The sequence below is a fragment of the Novosphingobium sp. genome (assembly GCF_027531025.1).
Classification (GTDB): Bacteria; Pseudomonadota; Alphaproteobacteria; order Sphingomonadales; family Sphingomonadaceae; genus Novosphingobium.
Genome location: NZ_JAPZQX010000006.1, coordinates 79,837 through 100,895 on the forward strand (window position 1 = coordinate 79,837; position 21,059 = coordinate 100,895).

Below are 21,059 nucleotides of genomic sequence, written 5' to 3' on the forward strand. Positions count from 1 at the left end.
TCAGGAAGCGCGCCCTTAAAGGCGCCGCAGCGAATTGACAAGCGGGGAAAGCGGGATAGAGGCTCTGGGCATGACCGAGGAAACCAAATCCGGCCCCGACGTGCCGCCCGACCGCCTGGCGATCAGCCCGCGCAGCCCCTATTTCAATCAGGACGTGCTGATGCGCGGCGTGGGCATCCGCTTCAAGGGCGTGGTCCGCACCAATATCGAGGAATACTCGATTTCCGAAGGCTGGGTGCGGGTCCAGGCCGGCAAGACGATGGATCGTAACGGCCAGCCGCTGACGATCAAGCTCAACGGCCCGGTCGAAGCCTGGTTCGAGGATCTGGGCGAGAATCCGCCCGTCGCGAAGGCCTAAATCGCGAGTTCGCGCTTGATGATGGCGGCGATGGGATCGTCGCCGTCGGCGCTGCTGCTGGTTGCGCGGCCCTTGCTGCGCGCTTCCCTGGCCGGGGCATCGGCAAGCGCCAGCGAGGCCCGCGGGGCAAGGCTCTCGTTCTTGCGCGCCTTCTTCGGATAGATGAACCCGGCCAGCGGCCAGTGCGTGGCGCCCAGGCCCTGGCTGGGGCCATACCAGACCCGCACCGCGCTCCAGTCATTGTCCGGAGAGACATCGACCGCGCGGACATTGTCCTCGATCTGGCCGCGCCGGCCGTTGATCGGCGACCAGTTGGCATGGCGAATCAGCACCGTGCGCGAATCGATGACCTTGCTGACCGCGGCGACATGGCCAAGCTGCGAATTGCCGTTGGGCTTGAAGGCCATCACCGCGCCAACCCTGGGCTTGTAGCCACGGGCATAGCGGCCTTCCGCCTGGCCCCACCAGGTATGGGCATCGCCATAGATCTGGATGCCCGTCACTTGCCGGGCATAGGGTACGCATTGCAGATAGGGCGGCAGGTCGGCACTGGCGGCCCCGCCTGCGTCGCGATCGTCGATATCGATCGCCCGCGCGCCGGCGGGCATGGCGGTAAGGCCAAGCATCAGGGCAAGAGGCAGCAGCAGACGGTTTGCGATCATGCGGCCGGAGTAGGGTGATCAGGGTTAGCAGCTGCCTGTCAGATATGGTTAACAACGCAGCAAGGAATTGCCCTGATCTGCTGCCCGCCTTGCAAATTCCTGCCGGAAGCGTCAGGGGTGCGGCGTGAAACTCCCCCAGGTCATCATTATCGGGCGCCCCAATGTGGGCAAGTCCACGCTGTGGAACCGGCTGGTCGGCAAGAAGCTGGCCCTGGTTGACGATCAGCCGGGGGTCACGCGCGACCGCCGCTTTGGCGAAGCCCATCTGCTCGGCCTCGATTTCACCATCGTCGATACCGCCGGGTGGGAGGACGAGGATGCCGCCAGCCTGCCGGGACGGATGCGCCAGCAGACCGAGGCCGCGCTGGCCGGGGGCGACGTTGCCCTGTTCGTGATCGACTCCCGCGCCGGGCTGACCCCGCTGGACGAGGAAATCGCCCGCCACCTGCGCCAGTGCGATGTGCCGGTGGTGCTGGTGGCCAACAAGGCCGAAGGCAAGGCCGGCGATCATGGCCTGTTCGAGGCGTTCTCGCTGGGCTTCGGCGATCCGGTGCCGCTCTCGGCCGAACACGGCCAGGGCATGGCCGACCTGTTCGAGGCACTGCTGCCGCACCTCAACGAACGGCAGCTGGAAATGGATGCCGAGGCCGAGCTTGCTGCGGCGGCTGAGGACGAAGAGGAATACGATCCCAAGGCTGTGCTGAAGCTGGCCATCGTCGGGCGTCCGAACGCGGGCAAGTCCACCCTGATCAACCGCTTCCTCAACGAGGACCGCCTGCTGACCGGTCCGGAAGCCGGGATCACCCGCGATTCGATCGCGATTGACTGGACCTGGCACGATCCCAAGACCGGGGAGGATCGGCCGGTGCGGCTGATCGACACGGCCGGGATGCGCAAGAAGGCGCAGGTTACCGACAAGCTCGAAAAGCTGGCCGTGGCCGATGCCCGCCACGCGATCGACTTTGCCGAAGTGGTCGTGCTGCTGCTCGATGCCACGCGCGGGCTGGAGCACCAGGACCTGAAGATCGCCAGCATGGTGCTGGAAGAAGGCCGGGCGCTGATGATCGCGATCAACAAGTGGGACGTGGCCGAGGATGCCTCCGCCCTTTTCAACGGGATCCGCGCCGCGCTGGATGAAGGACTGGCCCAGGTAAAGGGCCTGCCGCTGCTGGCGGTTTCGGCCCGCACCGGCAAGGGGCTGGACGATCTGCTGCGCGCCGCCTTCGAACTGCGCGATGCCTGGTCAAAGCGCGTGCCAACCTCGGCGCTGAACCGCTGGTTCGACGATGCCCTGGCCAAGAACCCGCCGCCCGCGCCTGGCGGCAAGCGGATCAAGCTGCGCTACATCACCCAGGCCAAGACCCGCCCGCCCGGTTTCGTGCTGTTCGGCACCCGGCTGGACGAGTTGCCGACCAGCTATCAGCGTTACCTGGTCAACGGCCTGCGCCGCGAACTGGGCTTCGATGCCGTGCCGGTGCGGCTGATGTTGCGCAGCCCCAAGAACCCCTTCGCCAAGAAGTAGGGCTGGCAGGGCGGGGGAGCCTTAGCTCCCCACTGCCTCGCTGTTGAGCTGGATGTAGTTCTGCAGCCCCATACGCTCGATCATCTCGAACTGGGTTTCGAGGAAATCGACGTGTTCTTCCTCGCTCGCCAGGATCGACATGAAAAGGTCGCGGCTGCCGAAATCGCGCACGACCTCGCAATGGACGATGGCTTCGCGCAGATCGGGGATCGCATCGTGTTCGAGCGCGAGGTCGGCCTTGAGGATTTCCTCGACGTTTTCACCAATGCGCAGCTTGCCCATGTTCTGGAAATTGGGCAGCCCTTCGAGGAACAGGATGCGTTCGGCCACCTGGTCAGCGTGCTTCATCTCGTCGATCGATTCGTGGCGCTCGTGTGCGGCCAGCTTCTTGATCCCCCAGTTGTCGAGCATGCGGTAATGCAGCCAGTACTGGTTCACGGCGGTCAGCTCGTTGAACAGGACCTTGTTGAGGTATTCGATGACTTTCTTGTCGCCCTTCACGGCGTGATCTCCCCGGGGTTGGAATGCACTTGTTGCGCGCTTTATGCCGCGATGCAGCACGCCGGGGCAAGTCAAATTTTCGTTGAATTTCAGCCGTTTTTGCCACTCATTCGCAAGAGCCGGGAATGCTCTTGCAAGGCAGTCGCATCAGGTCCCGCTTCAGGCGGGCGCAAGCCCTTCGGCGCTGGCGCGGGTGCGTTCGGCGATCAGCAATTCGGCTGCATCGTCAAGGCATTGGCCGCATTGCGGGCGGCAGCCCAGCGCCTCGTAAACCGCGTCGGGATCGCCCGGACAACGCCGCGCGGCATCGCGCAGTTCGCATTCGCGGATGGCATTGCAGACGCAGATATACATCGGCGGCTCCTCACGGGTTCGACTCGCGTATAATGCGAATCGTTCTCAATCGCAACTACTGCTTTAGCGGGAGGAGCCACCGTTCAGTCAGGCTGCGCCAGAGCCATTCGCCCGGGCCCTGCCGGAACCGGGCGAGCCAGGGTGCGCTCCAGCCCAGCATGATCGTCCAGCCCAGGATCACGAACAGCCATTGCTCGGCCGGGCCGACCGTGCCGATCAGGCCCAGTCCCCAGCCGTGGAAGATCCCGGTCATCACCAGCGAGGTCAGCAGATAGTTGCTGAGCGCCATCCGTCCGGCCGCTGTCAGCCGCTGGCCCGCCCAGGTTCCGGCCAGCAGCGGTGCAGCCCAGACCAGCAGTGCCAGCCAGGCCAGGGTCAGCGCGAAGTGCTGTGGTCCGGCCGCGCCGACCAGCAGGAAGAACATGGCTTCGGGCGGGAAGCCACGGCTCCAGGCCCACCAGGCCTGGGCCATCGCGAGCGGGAGCCCAATCGCCAGTGCGGCCAGCCCCATTCGCCCGATCCTAGCCGGCAGCCAGGTTCCCGAAAACAACCCGCTGCGATAGAGCGCCATGCCCACCAGCATCAGTGGCAAGGTCTCGCCAAAGGTGATGAGCGTGACGAGCAGTGGTTGGTAGAGCGTCTGCACCAGCCGTTCCGCCAGCATCTCGCCATAGGGTAGCTGGAGCACCGCGATATCGCGGGTCAACTGGCCGGAGGAAGCCGCTGCGCTGCGCGCCAGGTCGGCCAGTTGCTGGGGCGTAGCGGTACCGGCGTGGGCGGCCTCGGCAGCGGCGAAGCTGCTCCACCCGATCAGGGTCAGGCTGCCATGCCACAGCGTGAACAGGACCAGCGCCGCTGTCAGCATCGCCTTGCCCGACAGGTGCCGCATGGCCAGGGCCAGCGGGGCAATCAGCGCATAGACCATCAGGATATCGCCGCTCCACAGGAACAGCTGGTGGCAATAGCCGATCACCAGCAGCCAGCCGAGCCGCCGCGCCTGCCAGCGCGCGCCATCCTCGCCCGTGGCGTTACGCCGGTCGACCAGCAGCAGCAGCGAGGCCCCGAACAGCAGGGTGAACAGACCCCGCATCTTGCCTTCGAACAGCACCAGCCCGATCACGAAGGCCAGTTCGTCGGCTGGACTGGCCGGTCCCGACAGTCGCGGCGACAGCGGGGCGGTCGGGCTCCCGGCGAACGAGGCAATGTTAATCGCGAGAATGCCGAGTACGGCGGCACCCCGGACAAGGTCCAGCGCGGCGATCCGGTCGGTCGCCGCCGGGATCGTCATCTCAGTTGCGGACCGCGATGCAGGTCTGCCCGGATGCCGTCAGCCTGGCACAGGCCGCCCGGGCCGCCGCCTCGCTGGCAAAGCCGCCGGCCTGCAGCTTGGTCACCGCACCGGCCTTGACATTGATGCGCGGCTTCCCGGCCAGTTCGGGCCGCGCCTTCAGGCGGTTCCACAGCGCATCGGCATTGGCCGCTACGCCGAAAGCGCCCAGCTGGACCCGCCATTGACCCGCAGTGGCGGTCGCGGCCGCCGGGACAGCCGCAGGCGCAGGGCGGGGCTTGGCGATCGGTGCGGCAGCCGCCACCGGCGCCGGGGCCGGCGGCAGTTCGGTGACGCCAGGTGGCAGACCCTTGCGCACCGTAACCGGGCGAGGCGTTGCGGCGGGGCGGGCGTAGTCGGCCCCGGCGCTGGCCGGACTTTCCGCCGCGCCAGCCGCCGCACTTGCTTCGGTCGGGGTTGGCCCGCGCATGGCCATCGTCGTTACCGGGGGCGGTCCGCTGGGCACCGTTGCGCCGAGGTCAGCGGCGGCCAGTTGTCGCGCGCGGGTTGCGTCGGCCTGGCTGCGCAATTCGGCGGCGAGCGCGATCGCCTGCTGACGCTGGGCCATCGGCACATGCATGTCCATCTGGCCAAGCGCGGCGACTGCCGGTTCCAGCCCGGCCTGCTGGGCCAGGCTGACGAGCGCATAGGCCCGCACCCAGTCCTTGGCCACGATATCGCCGTTGAAGTGCCCGATCCCCAGCAGGTACTGGGCGCGCGGTTCGCCGCGATCGGCAGCGGCGCGGATGAAGGGCAGGGCCTGGGTCCGCTGACCCCGCTGGAACAGCATCAGGCCATAATTGTCACCCGCCTGCAGATGCCCTTGCGCCGCGGCACGCCCGAAGAGTTCTTCCGCCTTGGCCGGGTCCTGCTTGATGCCCTTGCCCAGCTTGTAAGCCTGGCCAAGGTTGAACATGGCATCGGCATCGCCGCGGGCGGCCTCGCCCTGCCAGATGCGCGTGGCGGCGGCGAAATCACCCCGGCTCCAGGCATCGATCCCGGCCTTGGTATCGGCCCGGAGCGGGCTGGTCAGCGTGAAACCGACCACGCCGGCCGCGATCAGCAAAAAAAGCTTGCGGTCCATCACTTATGTCCCTCCGGTCACAGCACTTTAAACGACGATCCGGCTTTCCCTGCTCCGTTTCGTCAAAGGCTGCGGGCCTGATTGCTTAAGTGACATAGTAAAGCAGTCATTAGCAAAGGGTTTATGCTGCCAAACCCGCTGATCGCGCCGTTGTCGCGGTCCAGCCGTTAACCAATAATTAGGAACGTTCTGCGATCCCCCGGGCCAAGTCTCATCGGCTTTTAACGAATGCAGGGGGTATTGGCTTTGCGCGTATTGGCATTGGCATCGCAGAAGGGCGGCTCGGGCAAGACGACCTTGTCGGGGCACCTCGCCGTTCAGGCCCAGCGCGCCGGCGCTGGCCCGGTCGTGCTTATCGACATCGATCCGCAAGGTTCGCTGGCGGACTGGTGGAACGAGCGCGAGGACGATTACCCCGCTTTCGCCCAGACCACGGTCGCTCGCCTGGCGAGCGATCTTGCCGTGCTGCGCCAGCAGGGTTTCAAGCTGGCCGTGATCGACACGCCGCCGGCGATTACCATGGCGATCCAGTCGGTGATCTCGGTCGCTGAGCTGATCGTCGTGCCGACCCGCCCCAGCCCGCATGACCTGCGTGCCGTCGGGGCCACGGTCGATCTGTGCGAACGCGCGGGCAAGCCCCTGATCTTCGTGGTCAATGCCGCCACCCCCAAGGCCAAGATCACTTCGGAAGCCGCTGTCGCGCTGTCGCAGCATGGCACGGTCGCCCCGGTCACCCTGCATCACCGCACCGACTTTGCCGCCTCGATGATCGACGGCCGCACCGTGATGGAAGTCGAGCCCAACGGTCGTTCGGCCCAGGAAGTGGTCGCGCTGTGGAGCTACATCTCCGACCGGCTCGAAAAGAACTTCCGCCGCACTGTCTTCGCCGCGCCCAGCACCGTTTCGATGCTGCCCGGCGCCGGACGCCCCGCCGGTGGCTTTGGCCGCCGCGTGGCCGGTTCCTGAGGACTGGGAGCGGGGGGCATATGACCGAAGCAAAACCACTGGCCTCGCTTTCGCCGTCGCTGCTCGCCCGCAAGGGTGCGGCCCGCCCGGCGATGCGCCCGCAGCTTGGCGCAGTCGCGCCCGATGCGCTGGCCCGCCAGATCCAGGACATGAGCTGGTCGGACGACCTTGGCTGGAACGACATGGGCGAGGATCACGATTCGGTCGTGCCTGGCGCGGTTCACCATCAGCAGCACAGTGCCGAACCCGCTGCTCTGCCTGCGGGTCAGGTTGTGCCGATCATGCCAGAGGCGCTGGTCCCAGCCGCCGCCGAGCTTCCCGAGGTGGTTCGCCAGCAGGCCGAAGTCGCGGCGATCGTCCGCGAAAAGGTTCGCCCCCAGGCCCAAACCGAAACCCAGATCCAGTCCAAGTCGAAGCCGCTGGCCGTTGCCGCTGAGCGGACCGGGACCAAGCGTCGCTCGGCACTCGCCAGCGGACGCCGCGCGGCCTTCACCCTGCGGGTCGACGCCGATCGCCACCTCAAGCTGCGCCTCGCTTGCGCCATCCGCAATCGCAGCGCGCAGCAGCTGGTAACCGAAGCACTCGATCGCCTGCTCGATGAATTGCCTGACGTAACCGATCTCGCCGCGCAGCTCGCGCGGGCCGACAGCCAGCTTTAGCGAAAAGGGAGATTCCCGATGACCGCCAAGACCAACCGCACCAAGCTTCTATCGCTGGGCCTGACCGGGGCAATTGCGCTGGCAATCGTGGCTGGATCGGGTTTCTCCGACCAGGTCGTTGCCCGGCCGACTCCGGACAAGACCGCCGCTGCCGCCCAGGCCGCACTGGCCAAGGGCCAGGTCGACAAGGCGATCAGCCTTGCTGAATCGGTCGTGGCGGCCAGCCCGCGCGAACCGGCCTATCGGGCGCTGCTGGCCCATGCCTATCTCAAGGCGGGGCGTTTCGCTTCGGCCGCGACCACTTTCGACGATGCCATGAAGCTGGGCGATACCAGTTCGCGGACCGCGCTGGGCCTGTCGCTGGCCTATATCGGCGCGGGCCGTAACCGCGATGCGGTGGCGATCCTTGATGATTGGCGCGATGCGATCCCGGTGGCTGACCTGGGCCTGGCCCTGGCGCTGGCTGGCGAGCCGACCCGTGGCAGCGCGATTCTAGCCGATGCTCTGCGCGGCGGCGAAAACACGCCGAAGCTGCGCCAGAACCTGGCCTATTCCTATGCGCTCGATGGTCGCTGGCGCGAAGCGCGGATCATGATGAGCCAGGACATTCCGGCCGACCAGATGGACGCCCGGATCAGCGAGTGGGCCGCCCAGGCCCGCCCCGAAGACTTCCAGGTCCGCGTCGCCGGGCTGATCAAGGCACCGTTGCGCAGCGACCCGGGTCAGCCGGCCCGGCTGGCTCTGAACGCCAGCCCGGCCGCCGAACAGCTAGCGGTCGAATCCGCTTCGGTTCGCGATGTTCCAGAGGTTGCTGCCGCTACGCCGGTCCAGCCGGTTGCTGAACTGCCGGCCGCCGAACCGGTCGCCGCGCTGGCCAGCTATGCTCCGGTCGGGGCCAAGCCGGTCGAGTCGGTCGCAGTCGCCGCTACTGCCCCGGTCGAAGCCGCGCCCGTGGCGCAGCCGGCTGCGGCTGCGAGCTTTGCCCAGAATTTCGTTTCGATCCCGGTGGTGCAGCCGCTGCCGGTGCGCCAGCCCCGCGCGGCAGCTCCGGCCCGGGTGCGGGTGGCTGCTGCTCCGGCCGCTGCCCCGACCCATGCCGGCAAGCCGATCGCCGCCGATACGCACCGCGTCCAGCTGGCGAGCTTCTTTACGGAGCAGGGCGCCCGCCGCGCCTGGGGTATCTACACCGCGAAGAATCCGGAACTGCGCAAGTACCGGATGACGATCACCAAGGCCCAGGTGCGCGGCAAGACCTATTACCGCGTCGCCGCGGCTGGCCTCAACGGCAGCCAGGGCGCACGCAGCCTGTGCGGCACGGTCAAGGCGCGCGGCATGGCCTGCTTTGCCTATGCCACCAGCACCGGCGTGCCCGGCACCCGCGCGCCCAATGCGCCGATGCTGGCCCAGGCCAAGGCGGCGGCTCCCAAGCCTGCTGCGCCCAAGGCGGGCGTGGCCGGACCGGCAATGGCCCGCAAGCGCTAAGCGCCAGTCGCGAATCGGAAATCAGGGGCCCTGCTGCGCCATTGGCGGAGCAGGGCCTTTGCTGTCAGGCGACCTGTGCGCCGCCTTTGAACAGGGCCAGGGCGCGGCCTTGGACGCCCTGCTTGTCGAAGGGCGTATTGCCGGCAGTGGCCGCCATCTTGTCCGAATCGACCACCCACGGCTTGTCCGGGTCGATCAGGGCGATATCGGCTTCCGCGCCGACCGCCAGCACCCCGGCGTTAACGCCCAGCAGGGTGGCGGGATGGGCGGCCAGCAGGGCAAAGGCGCGAGCGGTATCGATCAGGCCATCGCGGACCAGACCCAGGGTCAGCGGCAATAGCGTCTCGGCCCCGGCCATCCCCGGTTCGGCATCGGCAAAGGGCAGGCGCTTGTCCTCTGGCCCACGCGGATCATGGCCCGATGCGATCACGTCGATCGTCCCGTCGGCCAGTGCTGCCAGCACGGCCCGGCGGTCCGCCTCGGCGCGCAAGGGTGGGGACAGCCGCGTAAAGGTCCGGAAATCGCCGATTGCCACGTCGGACAGCAGGGCATGGGCGGGCGTGACCCCGGCTGTTACCGCCACCCCGCGGGCCTTGGCGGCGCGGATCAGGTCAAGCGCCTTGCCGGTCGTCACCTGGCGGAAATGCAACCGGGCGCCAGTCAGTTCGGCCAGGGCAATATCGCGCGCCACGGCCAGCGCCTCGGCCTCGGCCGGGGCGGATGGCAGGCCCAGCCGCGTCGCCATTTCGCCAGCGGTCGCCACGGCAGCGCCGGTCAGACCGGCGTCCTCGGCATGGCTGACAACCACCAGCCCCAGCATGGCGCAATAGGACAACAGGCGGTGCATGGTGCCGCTGTCGGCAATCCAGCGCCGCCCGGTGGCCACGGCCCGGGCACCAGCATCGCGCATCAGCGCCAGTTCGGCCAGGTCCGCGCCATCCAGCCCTTTCGTGGCGGCGGCCAGCGGGTGGACCCACAGGTCGGGCTTGCCCGATTGCGCGGCAAAGCGGACCGCCGAAGGCTTGTCGAGCACTACGCCCTGATCCGGCATCAGCGCGGCGCGGGTGATCCCGCCGAAATGGAAGGCCGGCTTGTCGATCGCGAAAACGCCCAGGTCGACTAGGCCAGGGGCGATCAGCGCGCCCTTGGCGTCGATCACCCGGTCGCCATCCTGGGGCACGACATCGCCGATCGCGGTGATCTTGCCATCAGCACAGCGCAGCGCGCCCTTCGCTGGCTCCCCGTGCGGCAGGACAAGGCGGCCATTGGTAATGGTGGTGGGAGAGGGGGTGCTCATGCCCAGCCCTCCACACCGCGCGCCCGGCGGGTCAGCACGTCGAGACAGGCCATGCGGATGGCCACGCCCATTTCGACCTGGGTGGTGATGGCCGAACGCCCGGCGAGGTCCGCCACGGTGCTGTCGATCTCGATCCCGCGGTTCATCGGGCCGGGGTGCATCACCAGGGCGTCCGGCTTGGCCCTGGCCAGCCGTTCCAGCGTCAGCCCGTAGAGGTGGCGGTATTCGCGGGGGGACGGGATGAACTGACCGCTCATCCGTTCCTGCTGCAGCCGCAGCATCATGACCACGTCGGCCCGGTCCAGTGCGGCGTCGAAATCGTGGAACGGGGTAACCTTCATCGCTTCGATCCCGCTCGGCATAAGCGCGGGTGGGGCACAGACCCGCACATCGGCGCCGAGGGTAGTCAGGCAATGGATATTCGACCGGGCCACCCGGCTATGCAGGATGTCGCCGCAGATGGTCACGGTCAGCTTGCCGAAATCACCCTTCGCCCGGCGGATAGTCAGCGCGTCGAGTAACCCTTGTGTGGGGTGTTCGTGCTGGCCGTCCCCGGCGTTGAGGACCGGGCAGTCCACCTTGTCGGCGATCAGCCGCACTGCGCCCGAACTGGCATGGCGGATCACGATGGCATCGGCGCGCATCGCGTTCAGCGTCATCGCTGTGTCGATCAGCGTTTCGCCCTTCTTCACGCTCGATTGGGCAGCGTGCATGTTGACCACATCGGCCCCTAGCCGCTTGCCCGCGATCTCGAAGGACAACAGCGTGCGGGTGCTGTTCTCGAAGAAGGCGTTGATGATCGTCAGCCCGGCCAGCCGGTCATCGCGCTTGTGCGGCTGGCGGTTCAGATCGACCCATTGTTCCGCCTCATCGAGCAGGAACAGGATCTCCCACGGGGCAAGGCCGGCCAGCCCCGTCAGGTCGCGGTGCGGGAAGGCGGCGGAACCGGCTGGATAGCGGCCCGCGGCGGTTGGTTCTGGCGATGTCATTGAAGCCAGTCCCCTAGCTGGCTTGGCGCCGGGTGGCAAGCGCTGGACGGTTGCCATCGGTCCTTGATCGAAGGCGGACTCGCTTTTGCCGGGTGATGTTCCTATCGCCGGACTGGGTATAATCACGGGATTCCGCTGGATGATCTTCGCGCGCAAAGTCTGGGCCCTGCTGGTCGGCATCAAGGATGGCCTGGTGCTGTTGTTCATGCTGCTGTTCTTCATGGCGCTTTACGCCGCCCTGACCGCACGGCCTTCGCCGGGGCAGGTCCGCGACGGGGCGCTACTGCTGAAGCTGGACGGCACTGTGGTCGAGGAACCGGCCAAGGTCGATCCGTTCGAACTGCTCGTGGCGGGTGACGCCCCGGTCAAGGAGCACCGCGCGCGGGACGTGATCCGCACGCTGGAGGCGGCAGCCGAGGATGAGCGGATCAAGGCGGTCGCGCTCGATCTGTCGCGCTTCATGGGCGGCGGGCAGGTGACGCTGCAGGATGTCGGCGCGGCGATCGACAAGGTGCGCAAGGCGAACAAGCCGGTGGTGGCCTTCGCCCATGCCTATGCCGACGATGGCCTGCTGCTGGCGGCCCATGCCAGCGAGGTCTGGGTCGATCCGCTGGGCGGGGCCTTCGTGATGGGGCCGGGCGGGATGCGGCTCTACTACGGCGATGCGCTGGCCCGGTTCAAGGTGACCCCGCATGTCTTCAAGGTTGGCACCTACAAGGATTTCGTTGAACCCTATGTCCAGAACCAGGCCTCGCCCGCCTCGAAGGAGGCGCGGGGCGCGCTGGTTTCGGCAGTCTGGGAAGACTGGCAGGCGCACGTGAAGGCCGCGCGGCCCAAGGCCGATCTGGCCCGTGTCACGACCGATCCGGTGGGCTGGCTCCAGGCGAGCCAGGGCGACGCGGCGAAGGCTGCGCTGGCCGCCGGGCTGGTCGACAAGCTGGGGACCCAGGCCGATTTCCATGCCCGCCTGCGGGCGCTGGTCGGCCCCGATCCGCTTGACGATTCGCCGTTGGGCTTTGCCCATACCAAGCCGGCTGCCCTGCTGGCGGCGCATCCCGAAGATGCCGATGGGGCGGCGATTGCCGTCGTCAACGTCGCGGGCGAGATCGTTGATGGCAAGGCGGGCCCCGGCACGGCCGGTGGTACCCGGATTGCCAAGCTGATCGACCAGGCCAATGCCGATGGCGCGAAGGCTCTGGTGCTGCGGGTCGATTCGCCCGGCGGTTCGGTGATGGGGTCGGAGGAGATCCGCACCGCGCTGAACCGCTTCAAGGCCGGCACCAAGGACAGTGGTCCGCGTCCGGTGGTGGTCTCGATGGCCAACCTGGCGGCCAGCGGCGGCTATTGGGTGTCGACCCCGGCGGACCGGATCTTTGCCGAACCCGGCACGATCACCGGTTCGATCGGGATCTTTGCCATGATCCCCACGTTCGAGCGGGCCTTGGCCGATTACGGCGTGAAGGCCGATGGGGTGCGCTCCACCCCGCTGTCAGGCCAGCCTGACCTCCTCACCGGGCTGACGCCGGAAGTGAAGGCGATGATCCAGGCCAATATCGAGCAGAACTATGGCCGCTTCGTCGGTCTGGTCGCCCAATCGCGCAAGCGCAGCCCGGCCGAAGTGGAAACCTATGCCGAAGGGCGCGCCTGGGATGGCGGCACCGCCCGGCAGAAGGGGCTGGTCGACGCGTTCGGCGGTCTCAACGAGGCGCTGGCCGATGCCGCGCAGCGCGCCAAGCTGGGCGATGAGTGGTACCCATCGTTCTATGGTCAGGACGAGGATCCCTATGCCTCGCTGATCGAGCAGTTGCGCGGCACTGAAGATGCCGATGCCCCGGCCACCGGCATGGATCTGACCGGCCTGGTTGCAGCGCGCCAGCAGGCGGGAATCGACCGGGTGGTGAACGATCTGGCCCGCCTGTTCGAGGCGCGCGGCGCCCAGGCGCTGTGCCTCGATTGCCCGGTGCCGGTGGCCGTGGTGAAGCCCGTTGCGGCACAGCAAGGCCTGATGGCGCGTCTGCTTGGCTTTTTCGGCGGCTAGCGCGCTTGCCCTTTGCCGCGGGGGCCACTAAGGGCCACCGCTTGATTTAGGCGATCCTGAATCGGCTTCGTCGGCAAGCGGGCGTGGCGGAATTGGTAGACGCGCTGGTTTTAGGTACCAGTATCGCAAGATGTGGGGGTTCGAGTCCCTTCGCCCGCACCAATCCGCCCGGCGCCAGCCCCGCTAGCCGATGTGCCGATAGCCGGTTTGAGTGAGAAGGCTTCTATTGTCATGCAGATTGTCGAGACCAGCAACGAAGGTTTGAAGCGCGCCTACACGGTGACGATCCCGGCGAAGGACATTGCCGCGCGGATCGAAGGCGAAGTGGCCAAGATTGCCCCCCAGGTGCGCATGCCCGGCTTCCGCCCCGGCAAGGTGCCGGCCAACCTGGTCAAGAAGATGCACGGCCCGGCCCTGCACCAGGAAGCCCTGAACACCGCCGTGCGCGAAGCGATGGACACGCTGCTGGCCAAGCACCAGCTGCGCCCCGCCATGCAGCCTCAGGTCGCGCTGGGCGAAGGCTATGACGAAGGCAAGGATGCCGAACTGGCCGTTTCGGTCGAAGTCCTGCCGACCATCGCCGTTCCCTCGTTCGACGGGCTTACGCTCGAAAAGCTGGTGGTCGAAGTGGCCGAAGCCGAAGTTGACGAGCAGGTGTCTCGCCTGGCTTCGGGGGCCAAGAGCTTCACCGATGCCAAGAAGGGCAGGAAGGCCGAAACCGGCGATCAGCTGATCATCGACTTTGTCGGCAAGCTTGACGGTGTCGAGTTCGACGGTGGCAAGGCCGAGGACGCCGCGTTGGAAATCGGTTCGGGCCGCTTTATCCCGGGCTTCGAAGAGCAGCTTGTCGGCGTGAAGGTTGGCGATGAAAAGACCATCACCGTAACCTTCCCGGAAGACTATCCGGCCGAAAACCTGAAGGGCAAGGTCGCCACCTTCGATGTGACCGTCAAGGCCGTGAAGGTGCCGGGCGAAACCAAGATCGACGACGAATTCGCCAAGAACCTGGGCCTCGAAAGCCTGGACCAGCTCAAGGGCCTGCTGCGCGGCCAGATCGAACAGGAACTGGCCGGGCTGACCCGCACCCAGATGAAGCGCGCGCTGCTCGACCAGCTGGCCGCCGGCCATGACTTTGACGTGCCGCCGAGCATGGTCGAGGCCGAATTCAGCCAGATCTGGGCCCAGCTGCAGCAGGAAGCCCAGAATGAACCCGATCCCGCTGCCGCCATGGCCGAGATTGAGGCCGAGAAGGAAGACTATCGCACGATCGCCGTGCGCCGCGTCCGTCTGGGCCTGTTGCTGTCGGAAATCGGCCAGGCCAACGGCGTCGAGGTGTCGGGCCAGGAAATGCAGATGCTCGTGGCCCAGGCCGCGCAGCAGTATCGCCCGGAAGACCGCCAGCGCTTTGCCGAGTTCATCAGCCAGGATCCGCTGGCTGCCGCCCAGCTGCGCGCCCCGCTGTTCGAGGACAAGGTGGTCGACTTCCTGTTCGACAAGGCTGAAGTGACCGAGCGGACGGTAACCCGCGAGGAACTGCAGGCGGCGATCGAAGCCGAGGAAACTGCCGCTCCGGCCGAAAAGCCGGCCAAGAAGGCTCCGGCCAAGAAGGCGGTCAAGAAGGAAGAGGCCGCCGCCGAGGAAAAGCCCGCCAAGGCTGCCAAGGCCAAGGCTGAGAAGCCGGCCAAGGCGGAAGCCGCGCCGAAGGCCGAAAAGGCCGAGAAAAAGCCGGCTGCCAAGAAGGCTGCGGCCAAGAAGTAATCCGGGGCCTCAGGTCCTGACGCAGCGGGGCGGCGCCACACCGGCGACCGCCCCGTTTCCGTTTTCACCCGTCAGGGCGTAAAGGCGCGGCGAACGTAACGGGGTAGTTCTGCGGCGATCAGGTCCAGACTTGCATCGGTCATTCCGATCCGGCTCATCCGCGCGATCCACTGCGGCGCGCCCGAAGCCAGGGCAATGAACACATCGGGCAGAACCTGCGGCAGCCGTCCGGCCGCAACATGCGGGAGCGACCATTCCAGCCCGCGAGCGCTCACCGCATCGTGCAGCGGCTGCGCTTTGTTGGCGTAGCGCTCGATCCATTTCGATCCGGAAACGTCGAACATGAAGGCTGCACCGCCTGGTTCGGCCTGCTGAAACTCCAGTGCAGCCCGGACGGCCGCTTCGATCCCGTCCAATGGTTCATCGGCCGCGGTCATGGCGCTGATCACCTGGTCCCAGAACTCGGCCCGGACCTCGGTATAGACCGCAAAGGCAATGTCTTCCTTGACCGGGAACTGGTGGAACAGCGCCCCGTTCGACACGCCCGAAACCCGGCAGATCTCCGCAACCGAGGTCGCGTCGAAGCCGTTCTCAAGAAAGAGCTGGCGCGAGGCGGCAATGATCCGCGCTCGTGTTGCCTCTGACCGTTTGTGTTTCACGCCGCGTATCTGCCCCAATTGGCAAGGCCGCGCAATGGTTTGACCGGTCCGGTACGACAGCCTGTTACGGTGTTACTCGCCCCAACGCCTGAAGCGCGGCTGGGGGAGGGGGGCGGTGCGGGCGCGTTCATAGGCGGCGCCCGCCTGCAGCACGGCCTCATCCTGCCACTTTGCCCCCATCAGCGAGAGACCCACCGGCAAGCCTTCGACGGCCCCCATCGGCACGGTCAGATGCGGATAGCCGGCTATCGCCGCGAGGCTGCCCATGCCGATGTTCAGGAACCGGTCGCCGCTGACCAGGTCGGTGGTCCAGGCTGGTCCGGCGGTCGGGGCCACCAGCAGGCTGACGCGATGGTCGGCCAGCAGCTTGTCTATCCCCTCTTTCCCGGCCAGGCGCAGCGAGTTGGCCCGAGCCTTGGCGTGGGCGGACTGGTCAGTCAGCTGGTTGGCGGCAATGAAGATGTCCTGGCCGAACCAGCGCAGCTCCTTGTCGGCATTGGCCTGGTTGAAGGCGATCACCTCGCCCAGTGACTTGGGCAGGCCCTGGCCCGGCAGAGTGGCGAGATAGGCGTTGAGATCGCGGCGCAGCTCGTAACGCAGGACATAGCCTTCATCGCGGTACATCGCCCCATCGGGCTGGAACTCGATCTCCACCAGCTCGGCCCCCGCGGCCTTGAGGTCGGTCAGTGCGGCCTCGAACACGCGCTTGACGCCGTCGTGATTGCCAACGGCGTTGCGCAGCACACCGATCCGGACCCCCTTGAGCGAGGCCGTGGCCAGGCTGCGCGTGTAATCGACCTTGCGGGCATCGGCCTCGGCCGTCGCGGCGTCGGCCGGGTCGCTGCCCGCGATCGCCCCGAGCAGCAAGGCGGCATCGGCCACGGTGCGGGTCATCGGTCCGGCCGTGTCCTGGCTGGCGCTGATCGGCACCACATGGGTGCGGCTGACCAGCCCGACAGTGGGCTTGAAGCCGACAATCCCGTTGACCGCCGCCGGGCAGGTGATCGAGCCATCGGTTTCGGTGCCGATTGCCGCCCAGGCCATGCCCGCCGCAATCGCCGCGCCGCTGCCTGATGAGGAGCCGCAAGCATTGCGATCGAGCGCGTGGGGGTTCCTGGTCAGTCCGCCGATGGCGCTCCACCCCGAAGTGCTGTCGGAATGGCGGATGTTGGCCCATTCGGACAGGTTGGTCTTGCCCAGCACCACGCCGCCGGCCGCGCGCATCCGGGCGATCAGCGGAGCATCCCGTCCGGTCCGGTTGTCCTTCAGCGCCAGCGATCCGGCCGTGGTCGGCCATTCGCGGGTTTCGACGTTGTCCTTGACCAGCACGGTGCGCCCATCGAGCGGGCCAGTCCCGGCAAGGCCCTCGGCCTCCTTAGCGGCAGCTGGATTGAACACGATCACGGCGTTGATCTGTGGGCCACCAGGCGCATCGTCGAGGCGGGCGATTGCCTTCAGGTGCTCGCGTGCTTCCCCTGCCCGGTCGGCCGGGGTCACCGGCTTGGCCTGGGCCAGCGTCGGCGAAGCGACCAGAGCCAGCGAAAGCGACAGCAGCGTGGGCAGCAAGCGAGGCATGGGCAAGTCTCCGGCACGGCAATTGCCCGCTCTTATGAACGGTGCCGATCAAACATCAACGGTTAACGCCCTTGAACATCGCGGCGGCTAAGCCGACATAGGCGGACCAACCGCAAGAGGAATCCCATGCTCGACCTGTTCAATCAGCCCGGCGCCCAGGGCAAGTTCAACATCGATCCCGTCACCGGCGCGCTGATCCCCGTCGTGGTCGAGCAATCCAGCCGCGGTGAACGCAGCTTCGACATCTACTCGCGCCTGCTGCGCGAACGCATCATCTTCTTGACCGGCGAGGTCGAGGATCACATGGCCTCGGTGATCGTGGCCCAGTTGCTGTTCCTGGAAAGCGAGAATCCCAGCAAGGATATCTCGATGTACATCAATTCGCCCGGCGGTGTGGTCACGGCCGGCCTCGCGATCCATGACACCATGCAATATATTCGCCCGAGGGTGTCCACTGTGTGCATCGGCCAGGCCTGCTCGATGGGTTCGTTTCTGCTGGCCGCCGGCGAGCCGGGCATGCGCATTGCCCTGCCGAACGCCCGGGTGATGATCCACCAGCCGTCGGGCGGCGCGCGCGGCATGGCTACCGACATCGAGATCCAGGCCCGCGAAATCCTGCGCCTGCGCAAGCGGCTTAACGAATGCTATGTGAAGTACACCGGCAAGTCGCTGGAAGAGATCGAGACCGCGCTGGATCGCGACACCTGGCTCGATGCCGGCGAAGCGCAGGCGTTTGGCCTGGTTGACAAGGTTTTCGAAAGCCGTCCCGCCATCGACAGCGATGCCAGCGGCTCCGGCGGCTCGCCGGAGTAAGCTGCAAAGGCCTTGCTAACCCTGCCGCTTCAGTCTCGGGCAAGGTGCCCCGTGCGATGTGGCAGGATTGAATATTGTTGCAGCCGGGTTACAGTCCCGGCGAATCCCCGGCATTTGCTGGGTTATTGGACGAAAGCATGACCAAACTGAGCGGATCGGACGCCAAGAGCACTCTCTACTGCAGCTTCTGCGGGAAGTCGCAGCACGAGGTGCGCAAGCTCATTGCCGGCCCCACCGTGTTCATCTGCGATGAATGCGTCGAGCTGTGCAACGACATCATCCGCGAGGAAACCAAGGCCGGGATTGCCGGCAAGAAGGATGGCGGCGTTCCTAGCCCGAAGGACATCTTCGAGACGCTGAACGATTACGTGATCGGCCAGGACCGCGCCAAGCGCGTGCTCTCGGTGGCGGTCCACAACCACTACAAGCGGCTGAAGCACAGCGGCAAGGGTGGCGATGTCGAATTGCAGAAATCGAACATCCTGCTGGTCGGGCCGACCGGTTCAGGCAAGACCCTGCTGGCCCAGACCCTGGCCAAGACCTTCGATGTACCCTTCACCATGGCCGATGCCACGACGCTGACCGAAGCCGGTTATGTGGGCGAGGATGTCGAGAACATCATCCTCAAGCTGCTCCAGGCCAGCGACTACAACGTCGAGAAGGCGCAGCACGGGATCGTCTATATCGACGAAATCGACAAGATCAGCCGCAAGGCCGAAAATCCCTCGATCACGCGCGACGTCTCGGGTGAAGGTGTGCAGCAGGCGCTGCTCAAGCTGATGGAAGGGACCACCGCTTCGGTACCGCCGCAGGGCGGGCGCAAGCATCCGCAGCAGGAGTTCTTGCAGGTCGACACCACCAACATCCTGTTCATCTGCGGCGGGGCCTTCGCAGGCCTCGAAAAGATCATCGCTGATCGCCTGCAGAAGCGCTCGATCGGTTTCGGTGCCCATGTGGCCGATCCCGACAAGCGCAAGGTGGGCGAACTGCTGCAAAAGGCGGAGCCCGAGGATTTGCTCAAGTTCGGGTTGATCCCGGAATTCGTCGGCCGACTGCCGGTGATTGCGACGCTGGAAGACCTCGATGTCGAGGCGCTCGTCAAGATCCTGCGCGAGCCCAAGAATGCGCTCATCAAGCAGTATTCCAAGCTGTTCGAGCTGGAAGACGTGACCCTGACCTTCACCGAAGAGGCGCTGGAAGCGATCGCCAAGCGCGCGATTGAGCGCAAGACCGGTGCGCGCGGCCTGCGCTCGATTGTCGAGGGCCTGCTGCTCGACACCATGTTCGACATTCCCAGCGAGAACGAGATCGCCGAGGTGGTGGTGGACAAGGACGTGGTCGACGGCCGCAAGGAACCGGTCCGCGTACTCAAGGCCAAGGAACAGGCGGCCTGAAGCCGCCTGTCCGGCAGAGACCTCTGTCGGTCAGCGTCCCTAGTTTGACTGCTTGAAGAAGACCTCGCCGTCGCGCTTGACGGTAAGGTCCTTCTGCACGCTCGACTTGAGCAGCCAGACTTCGCCGCTCTTGACCCAGGTGTCGTTGGAAACGACCTCGAACTCCAGCGCCATGTCGTTGCCGTCCGGGCCGGGGCGGGTGGTCTTGGCGGCCAGTTGCTGCTTCACGGCAGCGGTATCGCCGGTGACAGTGGCTTCGAGCACGGTCGTCACCGCATTGCGGCCAATGCCACCCGGCATGCGCTGCATCAGGGTGGAAACGGCAGAGGCATCGCGCACTTCGCCCTGGATATCGGTCATGGTGTAGCCCGGCGCGAGGATCGCACTCACCGCGGCCTGGTCCTGTGCGGCCATGGCGCCGCGGAAGGCATCGTAGCGCGCCTGGAACAGCGCCTTGGGATCTTCTTGCGCGGCGGCGGCTGAAGCCAGTGCCACAGCCACGATTCCGCCAAGCCAGGGAGTAAAGCGCATCGCTTGTTCCTTTGTTTCAGGGATGCTTCGCCCCGCCGGCAAAGCGGCAGCGTTGCGACCCCAGTTCGATCTGGATCGTGGCATGATCGATCCCGAAGCGGCTGGCAAGCTCTTCGGCTAGGCCATGCAAGGCGGGATCGCCGGGATGGCCGCCGGGCATTTCAAGATGGACGGTCAGCGCGGTCTCGGTGGTGCTCATCGGCCAGATGTGCAGATCGTGAACCGAACTCACCCCCGGCTGTTCGGTCAGCCAGGTCCGCACCGCCGCTGCGTCGATCCCGCGTGGCACAGCCAGAAGCCCCAGACGCATCGCATCGCGCAGCAGTCCCCAGCTCCCCCAGCCGATCGCCAGCGTGATGAGCAGGCTGGTCGCAGGATCGATCAGGCTTTCGCCAGTCAGCCAGATCGCTGCACCGGCCACGACCACCCCGGCCGAAACCGCCGCATCGGCCAGCAGATGGAGGAAGGCCGCGCGCAGGTTCAGGTCCTGCTTGCTGCCCCTGGCAAAGAGCGCGGCAGAGATGCCATTGATCGCGATGCCCATCGCGGCCACCGCCATCATCACTCCGCCCTGGACTGGTTCGGGGTGGAAGAAGCGGCGGATCGTCTCGACCAGGATCGCGCCGAGCGCGACCCACAGCAGCGCGGCATTGGCAATTGCCGCCAGGATCGAGGAGCTCTTGAAGCCGTAGGTATAGCCATCGCGGGCCGGCCGCGCGGCCAGGATGCTGGCGCCCCAGGCCAGGGACAGCGCCAGCACGTCCGAAAGGTTGTGCCCCGCATCGGCCAGCAAGGCCATGGAGCCGCTCCACAGTCCGGCGGCTACTTCGGCAATCACGAAGCTGATATTCAGCCCCACTGCCAGCGCAAAGGCCCGGCCCGAGCCGGCGACCGGCTGGCCACCCGTCAAGTGATCATGGTGGTGGTGGCTTGCACCGCCCCCCGGGTGGGCGTGGCCATGGTGCCCATGGCGGTGTCCGTGATGCTGCGCGCCCATTTGATCCCCTTCCAGCGCCAAGCGTTGCACATTTGCCGCAGTGCAGCAAGAATCGAACCGGTACCTCGATACAAATGGTCGGGGGCGAGAGTG

The 21,059-nt window shown here is 66.4% G+C and carries 20 protein-coding genes and 1 tRNA gene; 10 read left to right on the plus strand and 11 right to left on the minus strand.

Translation table 11 applies throughout. The features are described from left to right. Window positions 1–70: 70 nt before the first annotated feature. Complete coding sequence (locus O9281_RS10080; RefSeq protein WP_298185200.1) at window positions 71–358, plus strand: DUF3297 family protein; 288 nt, start codon at window positions 71–73, stop codon at window positions 356–358. Here O9281_RS10080 and O9281_RS10085 read toward each other — a convergent pair. Continuing rightward, a complete protein-coding gene (locus O9281_RS10085) occupies window positions 355–984 on the minus strand; it encodes a CHAP domain-containing protein (protein ID WP_298185202.1) in 630 nt (209 codons plus the stop codon). The two genes, O9281_RS10080 and O9281_RS10085, sit on opposite strands and share 4 nt — an antisense overlap. Window positions 985–1,144: 160 nt before the next feature. Between O9281_RS10085 and der the strand changes: the two genes are divergently transcribed. Further along, window positions 1,145–2,542 carry a ribosome biogenesis GTPase Der gene (gene der, locus O9281_RS10090; RefSeq protein WP_298185205.1) on the plus strand — a complete coding sequence of 466 codons (1,398 nt, stop codon included), beginning with the start codon at window positions 1,145–1,147 and terminating at the stop codon, window positions 2,540–2,542. Between the two features lie 21 nt (window positions 2,543–2,563). Here der and bfr read toward each other — a convergent pair whose 3' ends face one another. The 4 genes from bfr to O9281_RS10110 all read right to left on the minus strand — a co-directional run bounded on the left by bfr (window position 2,564) and on the right by O9281_RS10110 (window position 5,808). After that, a complete protein-coding gene (bfr, locus tag O9281_RS10095; protein ID WP_298185208.1) occupies window positions 2,564–3,043 on the minus strand; it encodes a bacterioferritin in 480 nt (159 codons plus the stop codon). 159 nt (window positions 3,044–3,202) lie between these two features. Continuing rightward, entirely contained in the window at window positions 3,203–3,397 is a 195-nt protein-coding gene (locus O9281_RS10100) for a (2Fe-2S)-binding protein (RefSeq protein WP_298185211.1), read from the minus strand. Between the two features lie 55 nt (window positions 3,398–3,452). Then, window positions 3,453–4,685: a DUF418 domain-containing protein gene (locus tag O9281_RS10105; RefSeq protein WP_298185213.1), complete on the minus strand. Its 1,233-nt coding sequence runs from the start codon at window positions 4,683–4,685 to the stop codon at window positions 3,453–3,455. 1 nt (window position 4,686) lies between these two features. Then, complete coding sequence (locus O9281_RS10110; protein WP_298185215.1) at window positions 4,687–5,808, minus strand: SPOR domain-containing protein; 1,122 nt, start codon at window positions 5,806–5,808, stop codon at window positions 4,687–4,689. A 246-nt stretch (window positions 5,809–6,054) separates the two neighbouring features. Between O9281_RS10110 and O9281_RS10115 the strand changes: the two genes are divergently transcribed. From O9281_RS10115 to O9281_RS10125, 3 genes are read left to right on the plus strand one after another with little or no spacing between them, the layout of a single operon-like run. Continuing rightward, window positions 6,055–6,774, plus strand: a complete 720-nt coding sequence (locus tag O9281_RS10115; RefSeq protein ID WP_298185217.1) for a ParA family protein — start codon at window positions 6,055–6,057, stop codon at window positions 6,772–6,774. Between the two features lie 20 nt (window positions 6,775–6,794). Further along, the gene (locus O9281_RS10120) at window positions 6,795–7,433 is read left to right on the plus strand and encodes a hypothetical protein (RefSeq protein ID WP_298185219.1); all 639 of its coding nucleotides are present in this window, start codon (window positions 6,795–6,797) and stop codon (window positions 7,431–7,433) included. An 18-nt stretch (window positions 7,434–7,451) separates the two neighbouring features. After that, window positions 7,452–8,915 (plus strand): tetratricopeptide repeat protein, encoded by a 1,464-nt coding sequence (locus O9281_RS10125; RefSeq protein WP_298185221.1) that lies wholly within the window; start codon window positions 7,452–7,454, stop codon window positions 8,913–8,915. Window positions 8,916–8,979: 64 nt separating this feature from the next. On the opposite strand, the gene O9281_RS10130 is transcribed toward O9281_RS10125, so the two are convergent. After that, window positions 8,980–10,212 (minus strand): dihydroorotase family protein, encoded by a 1,233-nt coding sequence (locus O9281_RS10130; RefSeq protein ID WP_298185223.1) that lies wholly within the window; start codon window positions 10,210–10,212, stop codon window positions 8,980–8,982. Further along, window positions 10,209–11,201, minus strand: a complete 993-nt coding sequence (locus tag O9281_RS10135) for an aspartate carbamoyltransferase catalytic subunit (RefSeq protein ID WP_298185225.1) — start codon at window positions 11,199–11,201, stop codon at window positions 10,209–10,211. Before O9281_RS10135 ends, O9281_RS10130 begins: the two co-directional genes overlap by 4 nt. A 139-nt stretch (window positions 11,202–11,340) precedes the next feature. On the opposite strand from O9281_RS10135, the gene sppA reads away from it, so the two are divergent. From sppA to tig, 3 genes are all read left to right on the plus strand, one after another. Beyond that, the gene (gene sppA, locus O9281_RS10140; protein ID WP_298185227.1) at window positions 11,341–13,239 is read left to right on the plus strand and encodes a signal peptide peptidase SppA; all 1,899 of its coding nucleotides are present in this window, start codon (window positions 11,341–11,343) and stop codon (window positions 13,237–13,239) included. A gap of 77 nt (window positions 13,240–13,316) precedes the next feature. Then, window positions 13,317–13,401: transfer RNA gene (locus tag O9281_RS10145), tRNA-Leu, on the plus strand. 69 nt (window positions 13,402–13,470) lie between these two features. After that, window positions 13,471–14,997 carry a trigger factor gene (gene tig / locus O9281_RS10150; protein ID WP_298185230.1) on the plus strand — a complete coding sequence of 509 codons (1,527 nt, stop codon included), beginning with the start codon at window positions 13,471–13,473 and terminating at the stop codon, window positions 14,995–14,997. Between the two features lie 71 nt (window positions 14,998–15,068). On the opposite strand, the gene O9281_RS10155 is transcribed toward tig, so the two are convergent. Then, the gene (locus O9281_RS10155; RefSeq protein WP_298185232.1) at window positions 15,069–15,656 is read right to left on the minus strand and encodes a TetR/AcrR family transcriptional regulator; all 588 of its coding nucleotides are present in this window, start codon (window positions 15,654–15,656) and stop codon (window positions 15,069–15,071) included. A gap of 72 nt (window positions 15,657–15,728) precedes the next feature. After that, a complete protein-coding gene (locus O9281_RS10160) occupies window positions 15,729–17,231 on the minus strand; it encodes an amidase (RefSeq protein WP_298185235.1) in 1,503 nt (500 codons plus the stop codon). A gap of 126 nt (window positions 17,232–17,357) precedes the next feature. Here O9281_RS10160 and clpP point away from each other — a divergent pair, with 126 nt between their 5' ends. Together clpP and clpX are read left to right on the plus strand one after the other, a co-directional pair. Then, window positions 17,358–18,044, plus strand: coding sequence for an ATP-dependent Clp endopeptidase proteolytic subunit ClpP (clpP, locus tag O9281_RS10165; protein ID WP_298185238.1), 687 nt, complete (start codon window positions 17,358–17,360; stop codon window positions 18,042–18,044). A gap of 137 nt (window positions 18,045–18,181) precedes the next feature. Next, the gene (gene clpX, locus O9281_RS10170) at window positions 18,182–19,438 is read left to right on the plus strand and encodes an ATP-dependent Clp protease ATP-binding subunit ClpX (RefSeq protein ID WP_298185241.1); all 1,257 of its coding nucleotides are present in this window, start codon (window positions 18,182–18,184) and stop codon (window positions 19,436–19,438) included. A gap of 39 nt (window positions 19,439–19,477) precedes the next feature. Here clpX and O9281_RS10175 read toward each other — a convergent pair whose 3' ends face one another. Beyond that, window positions 19,478–19,969, minus strand: a complete 492-nt coding sequence (locus O9281_RS10175) for a nuclear transport factor 2 family protein (RefSeq protein WP_298185243.1) — start codon at window positions 19,967–19,969, stop codon at window positions 19,478–19,480. Between the two features lie 16 nt (window positions 19,970–19,985). Then, window positions 19,986–20,966 carry a cation diffusion facilitator family transporter gene (locus tag O9281_RS10180; RefSeq protein WP_298185246.1) on the minus strand — a complete coding sequence of 327 codons (981 nt, stop codon included), beginning with the start codon at window positions 20,964–20,966 and terminating at the stop codon, window positions 19,986–19,988. Window positions 20,967–21,059: the final 93 nt, after the last annotated feature.